The organism is Streptomyces sp. NPDC028289 (assembly GCF_055565975.1).
The window spans coordinates 14637-32444 of the sequence record NZ_JBVHTI010000011.1 but is presented as its reverse complement, the minus strand read 5'-3'; the positions used below and the strand labels follow the sequence as shown (position 1 = coordinate 32444).

General features: G+C 69.2%; 14 protein-coding genes and 1 pseudogene. 13 read left to right on the top strand and 2 right to left on the bottom strand.

Features of this window, described 5'->3' with window-relative positions; translation table 11 throughout:
• The first annotated feature begins 88 nt into the window (after positions 1–88).
• The 13 genes and pseudogenes from ACZ4UV_RS44985 (at position 89) to ACZ4UV_RS44925 (ending at position 15868) form a co-directional block, all read left to right on the top strand.
• Positions 89–778 carry a TetR/AcrR family transcriptional regulator gene (locus ACZ4UV_RS44985; RefSeq protein WP_286253787.1) on the top strand — a complete coding sequence of 230 codons (690 nt, stop codon included), beginning with the start codon at positions 89–91 and terminating at the stop codon, positions 776–778.
• 831 nt (positions 779–1609) lie between these two features.
• Complete coding sequence (locus ACZ4UV_RS44980) at positions 1610–2128, top strand: (2Fe-2S)-binding protein (RefSeq protein WP_467846618.1); 519 nt, start codon at positions 1610–1612, stop codon at positions 2126–2128.
• A gap of 3 nt (positions 2129–2131) precedes the next feature.
• On the top strand, positions 2132–3133 hold the full coding sequence (locus ACZ4UV_RS44975) for an FAD binding domain-containing protein (protein WP_467846614.1): 1002 nt from the start codon (positions 2132–2134) through the stop codon (positions 3131–3133).
• Positions 3130–5304 carry a xanthine dehydrogenase family protein molybdopterin-binding subunit gene (locus tag ACZ4UV_RS44970; protein WP_467846610.1) on the top strand — a complete coding sequence of 725 codons (2175 nt, stop codon included), beginning with the start codon at positions 3130–3132 and terminating at the stop codon, positions 5302–5304. The genes ACZ4UV_RS44975 and ACZ4UV_RS44970 overlap by 4 nt, the downstream gene beginning before the upstream one ends.
• Before the next feature lie 303 nt (positions 5305–5607).
• Positions 5608–6768 (top strand): XdhC family protein, encoded by a 1161-nt coding sequence (locus ACZ4UV_RS44965; protein ID WP_467846607.1) that lies wholly within the window; start codon positions 5608–5610, stop codon positions 6766–6768.
• Positions 6769–7151: 383 nt separating this feature from the next.
• Positions 7152–8792, top strand: coding sequence for an MFS transporter (locus tag ACZ4UV_RS44960; protein ID WP_372487795.1), 1641 nt, complete (start codon positions 7152–7154; stop codon positions 8790–8792).
• Positions 8793–8994: 202 nt separating this feature from the next.
• Entirely contained in the window at positions 8995–9969 is a 975-nt protein-coding gene (locus tag ACZ4UV_RS44955) for an Lrp/AsnC family transcriptional regulator (RefSeq protein WP_316779874.1), read from the top strand.
• A gap of 52 nt (positions 9970–10021) precedes the next feature.
• Positions 10022–11035 carry an amidohydrolase family protein gene (locus ACZ4UV_RS44950; RefSeq protein ID WP_467846601.1) on the top strand — a complete coding sequence of 338 codons (1014 nt, stop codon included), beginning with the start codon at positions 10022–10024 and terminating at the stop codon, positions 11033–11035.
• Between the two features lie 114 nt (positions 11036–11149).
• Positions 11150–12017, top strand: a pseudogene (locus ACZ4UV_RS44945) (IS630 family transposase); the annotation flags it as partial.
• Between the two features lie 208 nt (positions 12018–12225).
• The gene (locus tag ACZ4UV_RS44940) at positions 12226–12975 is read left to right on the top strand and encodes an SDR family oxidoreductase (RefSeq protein WP_467846598.1); all 750 of its coding nucleotides are present in this window, start codon (positions 12226–12228) and stop codon (positions 12973–12975) included.
• 353 nt (positions 12976–13328) lie between these two features.
• On the top strand, positions 13329–14168 hold the full coding sequence (locus ACZ4UV_RS44935; RefSeq protein WP_467846596.1) for a helix-turn-helix transcriptional regulator: 840 nt from the start codon (positions 13329–13331) through the stop codon (positions 14166–14168).
• 531 nt (positions 14169–14699) lie between these two features.
• Entirely contained in the window at positions 14700–14894 is a 195-nt protein-coding gene (locus ACZ4UV_RS44930) for a hypothetical protein (protein ID WP_467846593.1), read from the top strand.
• Between the two features lie 230 nt (positions 14895–15124).
• On the top strand, positions 15125–15868 hold the full coding sequence (locus ACZ4UV_RS44925) for an NADPH-dependent F420 reductase (protein ID WP_467846587.1): 744 nt from the start codon (positions 15125–15127) through the stop codon (positions 15866–15868).
• Between the two features lie 411 nt (positions 15869–16279).
• Here the strand turns inward: ACZ4UV_RS44925 and ACZ4UV_RS44920 are convergent, their stop codons facing one another.
• The gene (locus ACZ4UV_RS44920; RefSeq protein ID WP_467846583.1) at positions 16280–16729 is read right to left on the bottom strand and encodes a hypothetical protein; all 450 of its coding nucleotides are present in this window, start codon (positions 16727–16729) and stop codon (positions 16280–16282) included.
• Between the two features lie 105 nt (positions 16730–16834).
• Positions 16835–17773: an alpha/beta fold hydrolase gene (locus ACZ4UV_RS44915; RefSeq protein WP_467846580.1), complete on the bottom strand. Its 939-nt coding sequence runs from the start codon at positions 17771–17773 to the stop codon at positions 16835–16837.
• Positions 17774–17808: the final 35 nt, after the last annotated feature.

Below are 17808 nucleotides of genomic sequence, written 5' to 3'. Positions count from 1 at the left end.
ACGCTGGTACCCATTTGCAAGGGGTCGGCTTCCGGCCCGGACGACCACTCGCCGCTTCAGGCGAAGATCCTCATGGGAGACTGCCGCGGTGACGGCCCAAACTGACTCGCGTGACCGACGCCCACGCCGAACAGCGCGCAGGCGCGTTGTCGACACACGCCGGCGGGACGAACTGCTGCTCCAGGCCGAGGCGATCATCCTGGCCGAAGGCTTCACCGCGGTGACCATGGACGAGCTCGCCCAACGGCTCGAGTGCTCCAAGGCGACGCTGTACAGCCTCGCCTCCACGAAGGAACAGCTGGTACTGGCGGTCACCCGCGCCTTCTTCCGGGAGGCGACCGCCGAGATCGAACAGGCTGTCCAGGCCGAGCCCGACCCCCGGCAGCGCATCCGCGTCTACCTCACCGGCGTCGGCACAGCCATGCGCCGGCACTCCCACGCCTTCTACGACGACATGGTCGGCTACGAGCCGACGGCGCAGATCTACCGCAAGAACTCCGCCGCCGCGGCGCACCGGGTCCACGAACTGATCGAAGAGGGCGTGCAGACCGGCGTCTTCCGCGCCCTCAACGGCCACTTCGCCGCCCACGTCGTAGCGGTCACCATCGACGCGGTCCAGTCGGGGGTCCTCCTGGAGAGGACCGGCCTGACCGCCGGCGACGCCTTCTCCGAGCTCGGCGATCTCCTGCTGGACGGGCTCAGCTCGGGGCAGGGCGCATCCGAGCCCCTTTCCACAACTGCGCGCTCGTCCAAGGACCAGGTGTCGACGCCCAGGTAAGCCCCAGGGAAGGGGCGCACCTCTCGGATCGTCTCCGCAGGCACCACCCCCTATCCAGACGACGTGCGCTGTCATTGTCGGACGGTCCGGCTTTCACCACATGAGGGTGTACATGGGCGGTGGGACCATGTGATCGTCAACGAGCCGCATCGACCGCTGGGCCTGCGGGGACGCCGGGCATTCCCACGCGTATCACTGTCCTTGGTGGTGCCGCCGAAGGCGTGACACGGACAGCCACGCGCAGGGCGTGAGGCACCGCGCGGCCCGGACCCGGCCGGGGAGCGCGCCGTCCCGCTCGCCGAAGTCACCGCCACCGAGTAGGGCGCGGACGCCCCGCGTCGGCGTTCCTTCGGCACGCACCCCGCGGGCCGCCTGGTTTCAGTCCGACCTTCCGCCGCCGAACGCACCTGCCGCCGAGGGGCCGTTGGCGGCCATCCTTTGGTGACCTGAAGGTGCAGGTCAGGTAGACCCGCTCTGGGGGTTTCGTCCGGAGTGCGGGGCGGTCGGATCTTCCGCCTTCGACGATTGTCGCGAGCCCGCACATCCCCCGTAGGCGCCCGCTGGTCAGACGTGGTGCGAAACCCTCCGCGATCACTCGATCAGACCACGCGACGTACCTACGACCGACCGGGAAACGGCCTGGCGGATGTGCGCCTGTGCGTGTCGTCCGAGGGGCTTGGGCTGGGGTGGCTGGACCGTTCAGGGACCTCTCCATCAGGCAGAGACCGCCGATCCATGGATAAACCTTCCTCTCCCGCTCCTGCGCGGGCGCTTCTACGGTCGAGGCCGCAGGCGCTCACCCGCCCGCCGCAACGAAGGAGCGAGCCCCCTATGGAGAAGACATCGACGACCACGAGGCCGCCGACCGGCCTGGTGGAGACGGCCTTCACCGTCAACGGCGAGGAGGTGTGCCTCGCTCTGGATCCTCGTGAGTCTCTGCTGGACGTGCTGCGGGAGCGTCTCGTGCTGACCGGGACCAAGAAGGGGTGCGATCAGGGGCAGTGCGGTGCCTGCACGGTGCACATCGACGGCCGTCGCGTCGTGTCCTGTCTGACGCCGGCGGTCCAGGTCGCGGGACAGGACGTGACGACCATCGAGGGGGTCGCGGCTCCCGACGGCACGCTGCACCCGTTGCAGCAGGCGTTCGTCGACTGCGATGCCCTCCAGTGCGGCTACTGCACACCTGGGCAGGTGATGTCCGGCCTGGCCTGCCTGGCCGAAGGCCACGCCGAGACCGACGGCGACATCCGTGAGTACATGAGCGGCAACCTGTGCCGGTGCGGCGCGTATGTCGGCATCACCGCCGCCATCCGCCGGGTGGCCGACCAGGCCGCGCAGAGCGAGGTGTAGACGGTGCGCTCATTCGCCTATGTGGTGCCCGACAGCGTCGCCGGGACCGTCGATGCCCTGGCCGCCGCCGAGCCGGGCACCAGGATCCTGGCCGGTGGCACGACCCTGTACGACCTGATGAAGCTCGGCATCGAGGCGCCGCCGGCCGTCATCGACATTCACCGTCTCGTCGAGCTGACCGAGATCAGCACGGGTGAGGGCGAACTGTCGTTCGGTGCGGGAGCGAAAATGGCCGAGGTCGCCGACCATCCGGTCGTACGCCGCGACTATCCGGCGCTGTCGGAATCCTTGTGGCGGGCGGCGTCCCAGCAACTGCGCAACATGGCGACGGTGGGCGGGAACCTGCTGCAACGCACGCGATGTGGCTACTTCCGCGGCGGGGCGGAGTTCCCGTGCAACAAGAGGAATCCCGGCAGCGGCTGTGCGGCTCTCGAGGGACTCGACCGTACCCACGCGCTGCTGGGCACCAGTGACACCTGCATCGCCACCTACCCGGGCGACTGGGCCGTAGCCCTGATCGCGTTCGACGCCGTACTCGACGTGGTCGGCCCAGGCGGCGAGCGGACGCTGCCGCTCGGCGAGCTGCACGTCGAACCGGGGGACAACCCCCTGCTCGAACACACCCTGGCTCCCGATGAGTTGATCCTGCGGATCCGCGTTCCCGCGACACCCGCCGGTCGCGGCTCCACCTACCACAAGATCCGTGACCGGGAGTCCTACGCCTTCGCCCTCACCTCGGCCGCCACCGCCGTGACGCTGGACGCCCAGGGAACGGTCACGGACTGCCGGATCGGTCTGGGAGGGGTCGCCACGCGCCCCTGGCGGGCGACGGAAGCGGAACGCTCGCTGATCGGCGAGCGACTCACCTTGGAAACCGCCCGCCGCGCGGGGGAAGTCGCCTTCGCCGGGGCCCGCCCTCCGCGCACCGGCGCGTTCCGAGTGGAGCTGGGCATCCGCACCGTCACTGACGCACTGCTCACCGCCGGGAAGCGAGCCGCCCGATGAAGACCCCAGACCTGCGCCGCGTCGACGCCCACGAAAAGGTCACCGGCAGCGCACGCTACGGCGCCGACCGCGTCCCGGACGACCTGGCGTATGCCATGTTCGCCGTGGCCACGATCGGCAGGGGCCGCACCGTGGCCATCGACACCGCCGCGGCCGAGGCGGTCCCCGGAGTCCGTCTGGTCCTGACCCGGTTCACCGAGGACGAACTGCGCGGTCCCGGGTTCCTGATGGGTGGAGGCTTCTCCTTCCAGAGCCTGCAGCCGCTGCTCAGCAATGTCGTCGCCTACCGGGGACAGCCGATCGCGTTGGTCGTCGCCGACACCCCGGTCGCCGCCACCGAGGCGGCGGAACTCGTCCGGGCACGCTACGAGACCGAGCCGTTCGCCGTCGGACTCGACGACGAAGGCGCCACCTCCGTCATCCAGGAAGAAGCCCTGCCCTGGTTTCCCGACATCAAGGTGGGCGACGCCGAGAGCGCCTACGCGGCGAGCCCCGTGCAGATCGACGAGACCTACCTGCACCCGGCGCAGCACCAGGTCCCGATGGAACTGACCAGCTCGGTCGTGGAATGGCAGGGCGACAGGCTCGTGGTGCACGAGGGCACCCAGAACGCCGGCGCACTGCGCCACGGAGTCGCCACGCAGCTGAACCTCGATCCGGCGGATGTCGAAGTGATCTCGCCCTACATCGGAGGCGGTTTCGGATCCCGCAACGCACTGCAGCCGCACATCGGGCCGCTGGCGCTCGCCGCACGCCGGCTGATGCGTCCGGTCAAGCTGGTCATTCCGCGCCCGCAGACGTTCCACACCGGCAGCTTCCGGCCGGTCAGCCGTCATCGCATCCGGCTCGGCGCCGACCCGTCGGGACGGCTCCTGGCCGCCCTCCACGACGCGGAGCACCAGACGTCCCGCCACGACCTGTACCCCGCCATGTTCACGGAGATGACGTCGAGGCTGTACGCCGTACCCAACTTCGGGGGACGTCAGCGCCTGGTTCAAACTGATGTCCAGACGCCGGGATTCATGAGGGCTCCGATGGAGGGCCCGGCCAGCTTCGCGTTCGAGTCGGCCATCGACGCACTGGCCTACGCCACCGGCCAGGACCCCGTCGAGCTGCGGTTGGCCAACGACACCGCCACGGACCCGGTCACCGGTCTGCCCTTCTCCTCCCGCCACCTGGCGCAGTGTCTGACGCGGGGTGCGGAGCGGTTCGGATGGGACAAACGCGATCCTCGGCCGGGGTCGATGCGTGCCGCTGACGGATCGCTCGTGGGCATGGGCGTCGCTGTCGGCGGCCACCCGGTCCTGGTCGCTCCGGCCGTGGCCCGTATGTCCGCGGCGGCCGATGGCCGGGTGACCGTCAGTGTTGACGGCCACGAGATGGGGCAGGGCATCCGCTCGGCCATCGCTCTCCTGGTCGCGGAGGACCTCGGTGTTCCCGTGCGGGACGTCGTCGTACGGGTCGGTGACACGCGCTTCGCGCCGCAGCATCTCACCGCCGGTGCGTGGGGCACCGCGACCGCGTTGCCCGCCGTGCACAAGGCACTTGGCGAGCTGCGCAAGCACCTCGGCACGGGCGACACCGGGACCGTGGATGTGGCAGCCACGGTTCGAGCCACCGGAGGCGGGTCGCCGGAGGTGGAGGTGACCTCCGTGGGACCGGGCCAGCCCCCCGAGATGCTCGACCGTTCACGGGCCGGCCTGTTCTCCGCCGCGGGTCCGGTCTTCCCGGACTTCACGGCCTTCAGCTGGGTCGCTCACTTCGTCGAGGTCCGCATCGAGGCCACGACACGGCGCATCAGTGTGCCCAGGGCGCTCTGCGTGGCCGACTGCGGCAGGGTCGCCAGTCCGGTCACCGCGGCCAGTCAGGTCCGCGGGGGCGTGGTCTGGGGCATCAGCCAGGCCCTCCGGGAGTCGAGCGAGGTCGACGGGCGCTTCGGCGGATTCCTCAACACCACGCTGGAGGAGTATCCCTTCGCGGTCAACGCCGACATACAGGAGATCGACTTCGACTTCATCGACGAGCCCGACCTGCTCCTCAACGACCTCGGGGTGAAGGGCCTCGGCGAAGTCACGATGATCGGCGCGGCAGCCGCTGTCGCGAACGCGGTCTTCCACGCCACCGGACAGCGACAGAACCAGCTGCCCATCCGGATCGAGCACGTGATGTAGGCCGTCAACCCGTCAGGATCACTCCGGGCAGGAGTGCTCGGGTGGTGCGACCGACATCGCACCACCCACGGGATCACTGGAAATTCAGCCTCCCCGGAAATGCACATCCGGGGCTTGCCCGGGGGCCGTTCCGCACGGCGCAGGCCCCGTTCGCCAACGCGGTCTTCAATGCCACCGGCCTGTCCGGTAACCGGTCTCCCGCCCGGCTGCCGGACCCACCAGGGTCGCCGCCGCGTATGCACTCCCCGACGACGCGGCGGCGACCCGCCCCACGCCCCGACGGCAAACCACGGAGAAGGACTCATGCTGAACATCGCGGACACACTGCACCGCTGGTGCCGCGAGGCACGCCCGTTCGCCCTGGCCACCGTCGTCGACGTCACTGGAAGCGCGCCCCTGCCCGTCGGTACGTCGGTCGCGGTGGACGAGGACGGCAACGCCGTCGGCAGCATCTCCGGCGGCTGCGTCGAAGGCGCCGTCTACGAACTGTGCCGACAGGTGCTACAGGACCGGGGCGCCCCGCAGCGCGCCTGGTTCGGCTACTCAGACGACGACGCCTTCGCCGTCGGCCTGACCTGCGGCGGCGAACTCGACGTCCTCGTCCAGCGCATCGACCCCGCGACCCGGCCGCATCTCGCCGCGGTGTTCGCCGAGGTCGCCGCGGGCCGACCCGCCGCCGTGGCACAGGTCGTCGACGGCCCCGACGGACTGATCGGCGCCACCCTGAGCGTTCTCGGTGACAGCTGCAGCGCCGACGCGACGCTGGCCGCAGGGCCGACAGGAATGGCCGTGGCGGACCGGGCCACAGCCCAGCTGCGGGCGGGACGCACCGCGGCCGTCGCGCTCGGCGGGGACGCAGACCCCTGCCCCGAACGGCTCTCCGTCCTCGTCCACGTGGCCGCGACCCGCCCCCGCATGCTGATCTTCGGCGCGGTCGACTTCGCCACCGCGCTCAGCCAGGCCGGCAGCTTCCTCGGCTACCGGGTCACCGTGTGCGACGCCCGCCCCGTCTTCGCCACCGCGGCCCGCTTCCCGCACGCGGACGAGGTCGTGGTCGACTGGCCCCACCGCTACCTGGAACGCACCGAGGTGGACGGCCGTACCGCCGTCTGCGTCCTCACCCACGACTCCAAGTTCGACATCCCCCTGCTGCAGCTGGCACTCGATCTGCCCGTCGGTTACGTGGGCGCGATGGGATCCCGCCGGACGCACGACGAACGCCTGCGTCTCCTGCGCGAGGCCGGCGTCGCGCAGGACCGACTGGCTCGGCTGCGCTCCCCGATCGGTCTCGACCTCGGTGCACGCACGCCTGAGGAGACGGCGATCTCCATCACCGCGGAGATCATCGCCCACGCCAACCAGGGCACGGGCCTGTCCCTGACCCTGGGCACGGGCCCGATCCACCGGCCGGGTCCCCAGGCAGTCGACGAACATCGTGCCCTCAACCCGCTACTGACGCCGTGACCTGGCACGCCCTCCGGGATGGCCCCTCCCACACAAGGACTGATCATGACGACCTTTGCCTTTGCCGGCGCCGTCCCCGCGCCCGAATTCCAGCGCGGCCGGGACGGCTGCACCCGCCGCTCTGTCAGACCTCCGGGCAGACCGGGTGATGCAACTGCTCACCCGAGTCGGGCACCGCTGGTCGGCGCCGTCTTCGCAGTGCGCCGGAGAGTGCTGTTGTCCGTAGTTTCTTCGCAGGGTCGGACTTCCTCCGGACCGAAGGCTCGGATGTCGAATTTCCGGGATCCGGCGCTCGTGGCTGGCCTCTGCTCCCCGGCAAGCCGGAACGTTGCGGCGGAAGCCAGCCGACCACAGCGCCTGGCACCTAAGGGAGAGAGTCTTTCGTGAACGTCACGACCACGGGGAACGCGCCGCAGGAACGGCGGGTGCCCACATTCGTCATGGCCTGCATCGGCGTGTTCGTCGCCTATCTGCCGGTGACCACCGTCTCGGCGAGCCTGCCCGCCATTCAGCGCGCGCTGAACACATCGACCGCTCAGCTGTCCTGGGTGAGCGTCGCGTTCGTGCTGCCCATGGCCGCGCTCATCCTCACCGCGGGCGTCTTCGGTGACGTGCACGGCCGCAAGAAGGTCTTCCAGGCGGGCCTGGCCTTCAGCGGTCTGGGTGCCCTGATCGCACTGTGCGCCCAGTCAATCGAGGTCCTCTGGGCCGGACAGGCCTTCGCCGGTCTGGGCGCGGCCGCGTTGCTGCCCTCGACCCTGGCCCTGATCAGCCACGCCGTCCCCGACCCGCGCGAGCGCGGGAAGTTCATCGGCGTGTGGGCGACCTCCCTGATAGCCGCCCTCGCATTCGGCCCCGTCATCGCGGGCGTAATCCTCGACCACTTCGCGTGGCGCTGGCTCTACCTGCTGCCCGTCCCCGCCTCGCTGCTCGCGCTGGTCGTCTCGACGAAGCTGCTCACCGACTCCCGTGCCCCAGGCACGCGCCGACTGGACTGGCCCGGCCAGCTCACCTCCGCGCTGGCCATCACCGCTCTGGTCTACGGCATCATCGAGGGCGGCGCCAACTCCTTCACCGACACCAAGGTGATGCTCGCCCTGTCCACCGCTGTTGTCGCATCGGTCGCTTTCATACTGGTGGAGCGGCGCAGCTCAAGCCCGATGCTGGACCTGACACTGTTCCGCAGCCCCTCCTTCACCGCCACCGCACTGATCGCCATGATCAGCTTCCTCGGGCTCATCGGGTTCTTCTTCGCCCTCAGCCTCTACTTCGGCATGGTCCAGCAGCTCAGCACCCTCGAATCGGCCTGGCGGCTGATGATGGTGTGCATAGTGCCGATGGTCCTCGGTGTCCCCATGGGGCGCCTGGTGCACCGGGTGTCTCCTCGGGTGCTGATTCCCGGCGGCCTCCTGCTTGCGGCGGTCGCGCTGCTGTCGCTGACCACGATCGACGCCGGCACCTCGTTCGGTTCAGTGGCCTGGCGGCTGGCCCTGCTCGGCCTGGGCGTGTCGTTCGTGCTGACCCCGATGACCGCCACCGCCGTCAGTTCGGTGCCGTTCCACCAGGCCGGTATGGCCGCTGCCGCCAACAACGCCTTCCGTCAGCTCGGCGCCGCCCTGGGCCCCGCTGTCCTGGGCGCGCTGCTGTCCGCTCGGGCCGTGGACGCTCTGCCCGGACATCTCACCGACGCGGGGCTGGGCGGGGCGACGGTCCGGCGCGTCACCGAGGCCGCGGACGCCGGCGGACTGAGTGCGGTCGGCAGGCTTCGCCTGGGCGCGGACACCCCGCGTGTCCTCGGCGCCGTGTCTCAGGCGTTCATCGACGGTCTTCAGCTCTGCCTGGTCGTCGCGGCCGTCCTGACCCTGCTGGCGGCCGTGGTGGGCTTCGTCCTGCTGCGCCGGCCGCAGCAGTCGGTCCTGCCGGCAACGGGCCCGGCTGCCTCCGTCCAAGGGCCTCGCACACCCGACCAGCCCACCGCCGACGTTCGGACGACAGCTGGGCCGCAGGCAACCGCCCCTCGGTGAGCGCCGGCCTTCCACCGAGCTAACACCAGACGTACCGGCACGGGCTCAGGAGCGGACAGTCACCGCGCCGGTACCGGCGCCGTCCGTGGGGACGGGCACGGCGCCGCACAGTGGCCCGGGACCGGACCCTTCCCGTCCCGGGCCACACAGCGCTGTCGTACGACACGACGTGAACTTCACCCGGCCGAAGCAGGAGCCATCGATGCAGTCCCCTTCACCCGACGCGCTTGATCTGAAGCTGCTGCACGCGCTCCAGGTGGACGGGCGGGCGCCGTTCAGCCGCATCGCCGAAATCCTCGGAGTGTCCGACCAGACCGTCGCCCGCCGCTTCCGCAAACTGCGCACCACCGCCGGACTCAGGATCGTCGGCATGACCGACGAGAGCCTGCTGGGCCGCCAGAGCTGGATCGTCCGGCTGCGCTGCACTCCCGACGTGGCCGAACAACTCGCCACCGCGCTGGCCCGGCGTCCCGACACCTCACACGTCGATCTCATCTCCGGCGGCACCGAAGTGCTGTGCGCCATGGGAGCCCGCAGCCGACAGGACCGCGACGAACTGCTCTTCGACCGCCTGCAACGCACGCCTCAGGTCATTTCGGTCAGCGCCCACTGCCTGCTGCACACCTTCTACGGCGGCCCGCTCGGCTGGCTCGACAAGACTCAAGCGCTCGAACCCGACCAGGAGGCGGCACTGCGTCTCCCGTACAGCGAGCCGGTAGCCGCCCGCATCGCTCTCGACGGAGCGGACGAGGCGCTGCTCGCCGTGCTGCGGCGCGACGGCCGGGCGACCTTCAGTGAATTGCAGACCAGCACCGGCCAGTCGGAGTTCGCTGTCAAGCGGCGCCTGGAGCGTCTGCGCTCCACGGGCATCCTCTACTTCAAGGTGCAGCATGACCGCGAGTCCCTCGGACACGGCATCAGCGCGATGCTCTGGCTCACCGTCGCCCCCTCCGCACTCGACACCGCCGGACGGAAACTGGCCGAACACCACGAGGTCCGCTTCGCCGGCGCCACCACCGGCCAGGCCAACCTCCTCGCGACCGTCGCCACCTCGAGCACCGGCGAGCTCTACACATACCTCAGCAAGAAGATCGGCGGCCTCGACGGAGTGCAGGCCGTGGAAACCGCCCTGACCCTGCGGCACGTCAAGCAACTCACCTACGAGCCGAGCCGCTGACCGCCGCCCCCTTGTGTCGCACTCACATTCCAATTGGACGGAGAACAAGATCATGCGCATCGTTGCTCTAGAGGAACATGTCCTTTTCACTGATCTGGCGCAAAGGATTTCCGCCGCGGACGTTGCTGCATCCGGATGGGTGCCGGCCGGATGGGCGCCCTCTGATGCAGACGAGCCGGCGAGTGCGCTCGACCGGGCCCTGGACGATACAGAGCAGGAACGCATCGGCTCGATGGACGAAGCCGGAATCACCATGCAGGTGCTGTCGGCCGTGGGCCCGGGCGCCGAGATGCTGGCCGGTGAGGAGGGTGTGAGCCTTGCGCGCGACTATAACGACCGACTGGCCCAGGCCGTCGAACGGCAACCGGATCGGTTCGCGGCGTTCGCGCACCTCCCCATGAAGGATCCCGAGGCGGCCGCGGACGAACTGGAACGGTGCGTGACCCGATTGGGCTTCCGCGGCGCCTCGATCAACGGGACCACCGACGGACTGTTCCTCGACGACCCGCGCTTCGCTCCGATCCTGTCGCGTGCCGAGGCCATCGGCGCCCCCCTCTATATCCATCCCGGACCCGCGCCACGTGCGGTGCGCGACATCTACTTCCAGGGGCTGCCGGACTTTACCGCGTTCATCTTGTCCAATGCCGGTTTCGGCTGGCATGCGGAAACAGGGCTTCACATTCTGCGCCTGGCCGTGTCGGGCGCACTCGACCGAAATCCGGATCTGAAGCTGATCATCGGCCATATGGGCGAGCTGCTGCCGATGATGCTCCAGCGCGTCGATGCGATGTTCGGACCGGGAAAGGAAATCGGGCTGCAGCGAGACGTATCGCAGACCATCTTGGATCAGGTGTGGATCACGACCAGTGGCTTCTTCGACCAATCCGCGTTCCTCGCCGCCCTGACCGCTTTCGGCGCGGATCGCATCCTCTTCTCGGTCGATTATCCGTACAGCCCCAATGACGAGGCCACGGCGTTCCTCAACAACTTGCCGGTTTCTCCCGCCGATCGGGCGCGGATCGCCCATGGCAACGCCGACACGCTCCTTGGCTTGTCAGGAGCCTGATCGTTCGCGCTCTCACACACTCTCAAGGACTCCGGAGAGAACCTGCTGAACTTGATCGGGTGATGTCGGGGCGTTCTCCTGACGCCTCTGCGATGGTCAGGTAGCTGTGGGCTTGTGAGATGTGCGCAGGGCGGCGAGCTGACCGACGCTGGGAGGGCAGCGCGGGAGCGGGTCCGACTGCAGGCCGTGGACCGCTTCGAGCGCGGGGAGAAGAACCGGGAGGTCGCCGCCGCGCTGCGAGTGAGTGAGCGGTCCGTGGAGCGGTGGCGCCGGCCCTGGCGCGAACACGGTGCGGCCGGTGCCGCCTCCGTGGGATCACCCGGACGACCCCAGCTCAGCAATGCTCAATTGTCCCGGCTTGAAAGCGAGTTGCAGCGTGGGCCGTTGGCACACGGCTGGGCAGATCAGCGGTGGACACTGGCCCGGGTGAAGACGCTCATCGGTCTTATGCTCCACGTCTCGTACACGCTCCAAGGCACGTGGCGGCTCCTGAGACGGCACGGCTGATCGTGGCAGCAGCCCGCCCGCCGGGCCATCGAACGCGACGACGCGGCGGTCGAGTTGTGGAAGAAGGACGTCTGGCTGCGGGTAAAAGCACCGCGGCGGCTCTCGGTGCCTGGATCGTCTTCCAGGACGAGGCCGGGCAGTCGCTGACGCCGCCGCGCTCCAGGACCTGGGGCCGCAGGGGCTGCACGCCGTGGTGCGGGTACGCGGACGAGGATCGGGCCGGGTGTCGATGGCAGGGATGGTCTGCTACCAGCCGGGCCGCCGCTCGCGGATGTTCTACGCGGTACGCGAGTACCGGTGCCGCCTGGGCCAGCCGAAGGGTTTCGGCTGGCGAGACCTGCGCGACCTAGTCGTCCGGGCCCGCATCCAGCTCGGCGGGCTCATCATGCTCGTCTGGGACAACGTGCGCCTCCATCTCACTGCGGGGATGGGGGAGTTCATCGCTGCGAACGCCACGTGGCTCACCGTCTTCCAACAGGTTGTGATCCTGGCCCCCGGGTTCTCCTACCGGTGGCTCGCTACGCCCGCTCTGGAGGCGCTGACCGGGCAGGAGCGTCGTCTGCGGCTCAGCCAGGGAGCGCCGGTCCATGGATAAGCCGTCCTCTCCCGCCGCTGCGCGGGCGCTCCTACGGTCGAGGCTGCGGGCGCTCACCGGCCCGCCGTACCGAAGGAGCAAGTCCCCCATGAAGATGACCGGCAACACGATCCTGATCACCGGCGGAACCTCGGGCATCGGCCTCGGTCTGGCCCTGCGTCTGCACGAGGCAGGCAACAAGGTGATCGTCGCCGGCCGGCGCAAGGAACTCCTCGACGAGATCACGGCCGAGCACCCCGGCATCGACGCCCTCGTTCTCGATGTCGCGGACCCCGACTCGATCGCCCGGGCCCGTGAGACCGTGGCGGCGAGCCACCCCGGGCTGAACGTCCTCGTCAACAACGCAGGCATCATGCAGCGGGAGAACCTCCTCGACCCGGCCGGACTCCAGGTCTCCGAGGATCACATCGCGACCAATCTGCTCGGCACGATCCGGATGACGTACGCCTTCCTGCCGCTACTGGTGGGCAAGGACGACGCGGTCGTCATGAACGTCACCTCAGCGCTGGCGTTCGTCCCCTATCAGAGCACCCCGACCTACAGTGCGACCAAGGCCGCGCTGCACTCCTTCTCCGAGAGCCTGCGCATCCAGCTCGCCGGCGCTGACACCGGCGTCCAGGTGATCGAGATGGTCCCGCCGGGCGTGCAAACCAACCTGTTCGGCCAGCAGGACAGCGAACACGCCATGCCGCTGGACGACTTCCTCACCGAAGCCCTCGACCTGCTGCGCGAGAAGCCCGACGCGAAGGAGATTGTCGTCGAGCGCGCCAGGTTCATCCGCGACGCAGTGGCCACCGGCTCCTACGACGAGGTCCTCGCCATGATCGCCGGCAGCTGACCGACCTGTTGTTTCCGACGGGAAACAACAGCACGCGAGAGCCGTCACGCGACGAACCTCGTCCCATCGGCCGGGCCGGGCGACGAGGCCCGGGGCCGGTCAAAGCGTTGGGTGTCCTCGACGGGGGACCGTCGCGGCGGGCCGTCTTCCAGACCGACGGCCTGCGGCGTACCGCCGACGGATGGTGAATCTCCCAGCGGATCACGCAGGGGCAGGTGATCATCGGGTCGTCTCGCTGCGAGCGCCCTCGGCGTCGGCCGTGTGAGCGGCTTCGCGCGGCTGGGAGAGGAGTGGCTTAGCCATGGATCGGCGGTCTCTGGATAGCCGGGCGGGATGGGGCGAGGATGGGTGGCATGGACAAGAAAGAACTGGCGGAATTCCTGCGTCATCGGCGTGAGGCGCTGCGGCCCCGCGATGTCGGGCTGGTCGAGGGTCCGCGCAGGCGTACGCAGGGGCTGCGACGTGAGGAGGTCGCGCAGCTCGCCGGCATGTCCACCGACTACTACGCCCGGCTGGAACAGCAGCGTGCTCCGCAGCCCTCCGTGCAGATCACCACGGCTCTCGCCCGGGCATTGCGGCTGACCCTGGACGAATGCGACCATCTCTTCGCGCTCATCGGCCACAACGCACCGGCCCGCTTTCACCGCTCCGAGCATGTCAGCCCGACCCTGCTGCGGGTCCTGGACCGCCTGGACGACTCCCCGGCCCTGGTGCAGACCGACCTGCTCGACACCCTCGCGATGAACCCCTTGGCCATCGCCCTGCTCGGCGACCAGACCCGCCACACCGGTCTGGCCAGTAGCGGCTACTACCGCTGGTTCATGGACCCGGCCGAACGTCTGGTGTATCCCGAGGAGGTCCACGAACACCACGGCCGCGCCCATGCGGCGCGCCTGCGGGCCGCGCTGACCGCCGGCAGCGACACCCCCCGAGCCGCCCGGATCCTCGCCGAACTCCAAGAACACAGCCCCGAGTTCGTCCGCATGTGGGAACTGCAGGAAGTCGCACAGAGCTACGACGACTGCAAGACCCTCCTCCATCCCGAACTCGGCCGCATCGATGTCGACGCCCAGCTCCTGTTCACCGAGAACCGCGCCCAGACCCTGGTGGTGCTGACCACTCGCCCCGGCACGGAGAGCCACAGCAAGCTTGAACTGCTCTCCGTCATCGGGCACCAGCAGCTCACCCCCTGACGTCCTGGACTGGGGGGACCGGGCCGGGCTCGGCGCGGGAGGGGCCGAACAAGCTGGAGACCTGTGTGCCGAATCCGGCCAGGGGCGCTGGTGATGCATGCGGGTCACGGTCCAGGACGCCGGAAGTCGTCGGGTCCGGCGGCGCGGCACCCCGCGCACCCACTTCCGCACGGCTCTTGTCCTGCGCGCTGCGGCCAGACAGGTGGGCCCCCTGGGCTGTCCGGACTCCGTGGTCGGGCCGCCGGTTTGACCGGATGCCGCCTCCGTTTTACTCTCGCAGATATACGGAGGCAGCATCCGTTTTGATGCGGCTGCAGGAATACGGCAGGCAGGAGGGTGCATGAGCGCCGGTGAACAGCGGGGACGTAAGCCCCGCGCGGTCGTCCAGCGCAACCGCGCTGCCCTCCTGAGCGCATCCGGGGCGTTCCGGCCGGTACGCCCGGCAGCCTCGCCAGCTCCGTCACCGGCGACTTTGAGGAGGCGCGGCGTGTGGCCATGCGGCTCGTGGACGACACCGGCTAGGACGCCGGCATGCTGGCCGACTCCTGGCGCCGGCAGCCGAACAGCCCCGCCTACTGCACCGAACTGCCCCTCGACGAGCTTCCCGCGGCCGACCGCGGCAAGGGCGCGGCCATCCGCGACAGCCTCCCGGAACGCTTCGCCGCCCTCCCGGCCAACCCCACCGTCGATGGCCTCGTCGAGATGAACCGCGCCGCCCACCGCTGAGTCGCCCGACGCGACTCTCGCGGACGCGACGGCACGAGGGCGGCAACGCCGGCACACCACGAACACACACGACGAGCACGAAGAGCGGCGCTCACTTCGGCAAGGTCGTCATCACCCACTGACACCACCGCGTCCGCGGCGCGGCCGCAGCCCCGGCCGCGCCGCAGGGACCAAGCCCGGGAACCCCGGTCACTGAAACCGGGGTTCCATTCCGGACAAGGAGTTTCACCATGAAGATCGGCATTATCGGCACCGGGAACATAGGCAAGACGTTGACCAGGCGGTTGAGCGCGGCCGGGCACGAGGTAAAGGCGGCCAATTCGCGCGGCCCGGAGACGATCGAGGCGGACGTGCTGGCCTCGGGCGGACGAGCGGTGATAGCGGCGGAAGCCGTAGTGGACGTCGATGCCGTGATCCTCTCCATACCCTTCGCCCGCATTCCGCAGGTCGCGCCGCTGATCGCCAAGGTTCCGGCTGACACGGTTGTCATCGACACGTCGAACTACTTCCCGCATCGGGACAACGAAATCGCGGCGATCGAGGCCGGCCAGGCCGAGAGCGTGTGGGTTGCAAAGCTGCTGGGCCGGCCCATCGTCAAGGCGTGGAACTCGATCGGAGCCGAGTCGTTCGCGCACAGGAACAAGCCGGCGGGAAGTGCGGACCGCATCTCGCTCCCCGTCGCGGCCGACAGTCCGCGCGAGCGTGACCTGGCCATGGCACTCGTGGAGGACACCGGGTTCGACGCCTTTGATGCGGGGCCGCTCGCGGAATCGTGGCGGCAGCAGCCCGGCACACCCGCCTACTGCACGGATCTCACCCGTCAAGAGCTGCCGGACGCACTGGCGACGGCCGACGCGGCGCGATCACCGAAGCGGCGTGACCTCGGGCTCGCCGTGATCCGGGAACGCTTCGAGGCCGGCGTGCAGCCGGACGCGGAATACCTTGTCCGCCTGAACCGCGCAATTTCCATGTGAGGAGGTACGGGGGCCGACGCGGTGACCCGTGAGAGGCCCTCGTGTCTCGCCCCTGTCTCCAACTGCTCCGCGACGAACCCCGCCACCCCCGGCGGCACGTCGGCCGACGCCGACAAGAAGGTGCCGGCATCCGTACAGTGCCCCACTGCACCGCGGCCCAGCCGGTTGTGAGACCGGCGCTTGGCCCGGGTCTGTTCCAAGGCCACCACGTCCAGCCGGAGAACCCCTCCGGCTCCTGAATGGAGGGCTCGTCGGCGAACCGCGCGTACCGGCCTTCTGCTCTCCTGAAAGCCAGTCAACTGCCACAGGTGGTGACGCCAGGCAACAGACACCTCACTGGAAGCCGGCATCGGTGCGTCGCAGGTCGTCGGCGTGGACGACGCTGGCGACACCGCCGCCCTCCCGCGCTCCTCATCCGATCCGAACCCCCGGGCGGTTCAGGGTGGAGTCCGGACGGCTGTTCACGATCACCGTGCCGCGCTGGGTCATGGTGACCCGGTCGTCGTGCAGCCGCACTCCCGGGTAGGCGGGGAAGGAGGAGTCGTTGTGATGGCTGCCACCTGCGTCGTTCCAGAAGTGCAGCGGCATGGACGGCATCGGTCGGGTGATCACCAGCTCGGCGGTCTGCCCACGGACCGGCTCGCCCGCCGGACCCCACGCCTCCAGCGTGACGCCCAGGGACGGACCGGACAGCTCGCCGGGCCGGACTGGCAGGATCGGTGCGCCGCCGACGAGCGCGGTCGCCACGCCCGTCCCACCACTCGCGGACTGCACCTCGACGTGTTCCCCGACCGGGGTGCGGATCCATTCGTCCGCGGATGCCGGCAGGTGTGATCCGGCTGAGACGTCGTCAGGCGCCATTTACGTTGGCCTCGGTGTACCGGCTTTCGAGGTCTCCGTTCAGGGACCGCGCGAGTTCTGGCATCGGATGGTTTGGACGTCATGTGGTCGTGTGGTGCCTTTTCGTCAGGGGGTGGAGGTGGGGTAGAAGGCGTTGATCTCGGCCAGGACGCGGTCGGGTGCTTCGTGGGCGAGGAAGTGTCCGGTGCCGGGGACGACGGCGGAGGTGGCGTGGGGGGCGGCGTCCTGGATGGGCGGCAGGAACACGTCGGCGAGGGCGGCCTGGGTGATCATGTGGACCGGGATGGTCAGCGGGGTGTCCTGGAGTGTGGTGTTGTCGGCCTCGTCCTGGGTCAGGGTCCGGTAGAGCTCGAAGCCGGCGTGCAGGACCTGGGGACGGGAGAACACCCGGACGAACTCGGCGAGTTCGTCGTCGGAGACGTTCTCGCCGGCGGTCTTCACACTCTGGAAGAAGTGGGTGAGGAAGGTTTCGACCCGGCCGGTGACCAGTTCCTCGGCGAGCGGATTCTGCAAGAAGAAGGAGAAGTGCCAAGATACCGATGCGAGGGTGGCGAACTTCAGGTTCTTGCCGACGAGGCCGCCGTCCATGAGGAACAGGCCCGCCACCTGGTCGCGGTGCTGGGCGGCCAGTGGGTAGGCGACGTTGAGGCCGAAGTCGTGGCCGACGACCTGTACGTTCTCGTGGTGGCCCAGGTGGTTGAGCAGCTTGTGGACGTACGTGGCCAGGACCGTCTTGGTCATGGAGGGCGGGTTTCCGGTCGAGTCGCCCATGCCCGGCAGGTCGATGGCGATGACGGTGCGGCCGGGCAGCAGTGAGGGCATGATCGGGCGGTACTCGTACCAGCTCTGCGGCCAGCCGTGCAGCAGCACCATGACCTGCGGGCCGTCGCCGCCGATGACGTAGTGCATCTGCACGTCGTCGATGGTGATGAAGCCGTGCCGGAAGTACTTGTTGAACTCGGCGTCGTCCTTGGTCGCCGCGTCGTAGCCGGGGCTGAGCGGCTCCTCCGACCCGACGGCTACGGCGGTGGTGAAAGCGTTCATGGCGGCGTTACGTCCTTTTTTTGGGGTCCGTGCAG

Excerpts from the sequence above, each read along its gene's own strand:
- ACZ4UV_RS44915 (WP_467846580.1), bottom strand. The coding sequence starts at position 17,773 with ATGAACGCTTTCACCACCGCCGTAGCCGTCGGGTCGGAGGAGCCGCTC.
- ACZ4UV_RS44970 (WP_467846610.1), top strand. The coding sequence starts at position 3,130 with ATGAAGACCCCAGACCTGCGCCGCGTCGACGCCCACGAAAAGGTCACC.
- ACZ4UV_RS44925 (WP_467846587.1), top strand. The coding sequence starts at position 15,125 with ATGAAGATCGGCATTATCGGCACCGGGAACATAGGCAAGACGTTGACC.
- ACZ4UV_RS44930 (WP_467846593.1), top strand. The coding sequence starts at position 14,700 with ATGCTGGCCGACTCCTGGCGCCGGCAGCCGAACAGCCCCGCCTACTGC.
- ACZ4UV_RS44920 (WP_467846583.1), bottom strand. The coding sequence starts at position 16,729 with ATGGCGCCTGACGACGTCTCAGCCGGATCACACCTGCCGGCATCCGCG.
- ACZ4UV_RS44940 (WP_467846598.1), top strand. The coding sequence starts at position 12,226 with ATGAAGATGACCGGCAACACGATCCTGATCACCGGCGGAACCTCGGGC.
- ACZ4UV_RS44980 (WP_467846618.1), top strand. The coding sequence starts at position 1,610 with ATGGAGAAGACATCGACGACCACGAGGCCGCCGACCGGCCTGGTGGAG.
- ACZ4UV_RS44965 (WP_467846607.1), top strand. The coding sequence starts at position 5,608 with ATGCTGAACATCGCGGACACACTGCACCGCTGGTGCCGCGAGGCACGC.
- ACZ4UV_RS44955 (WP_316779874.1), top strand. The coding sequence starts at position 8,995 with ATGCAGTCCCCTTCACCCGACGCGCTTGATCTGAAGCTGCTGCACGCG.
- ACZ4UV_RS44950 (WP_467846601.1), top strand. The coding sequence starts at position 10,022 with ATGCGCATCGTTGCTCTAGAGGAACATGTCCTTTTCACTGATCTGGCG.
- ACZ4UV_RS44935 (WP_467846596.1), top strand. The coding sequence starts at position 13,329 with ATGGACAAGAAAGAACTGGCGGAATTCCTGCGTCATCGGCGTGAGGCG.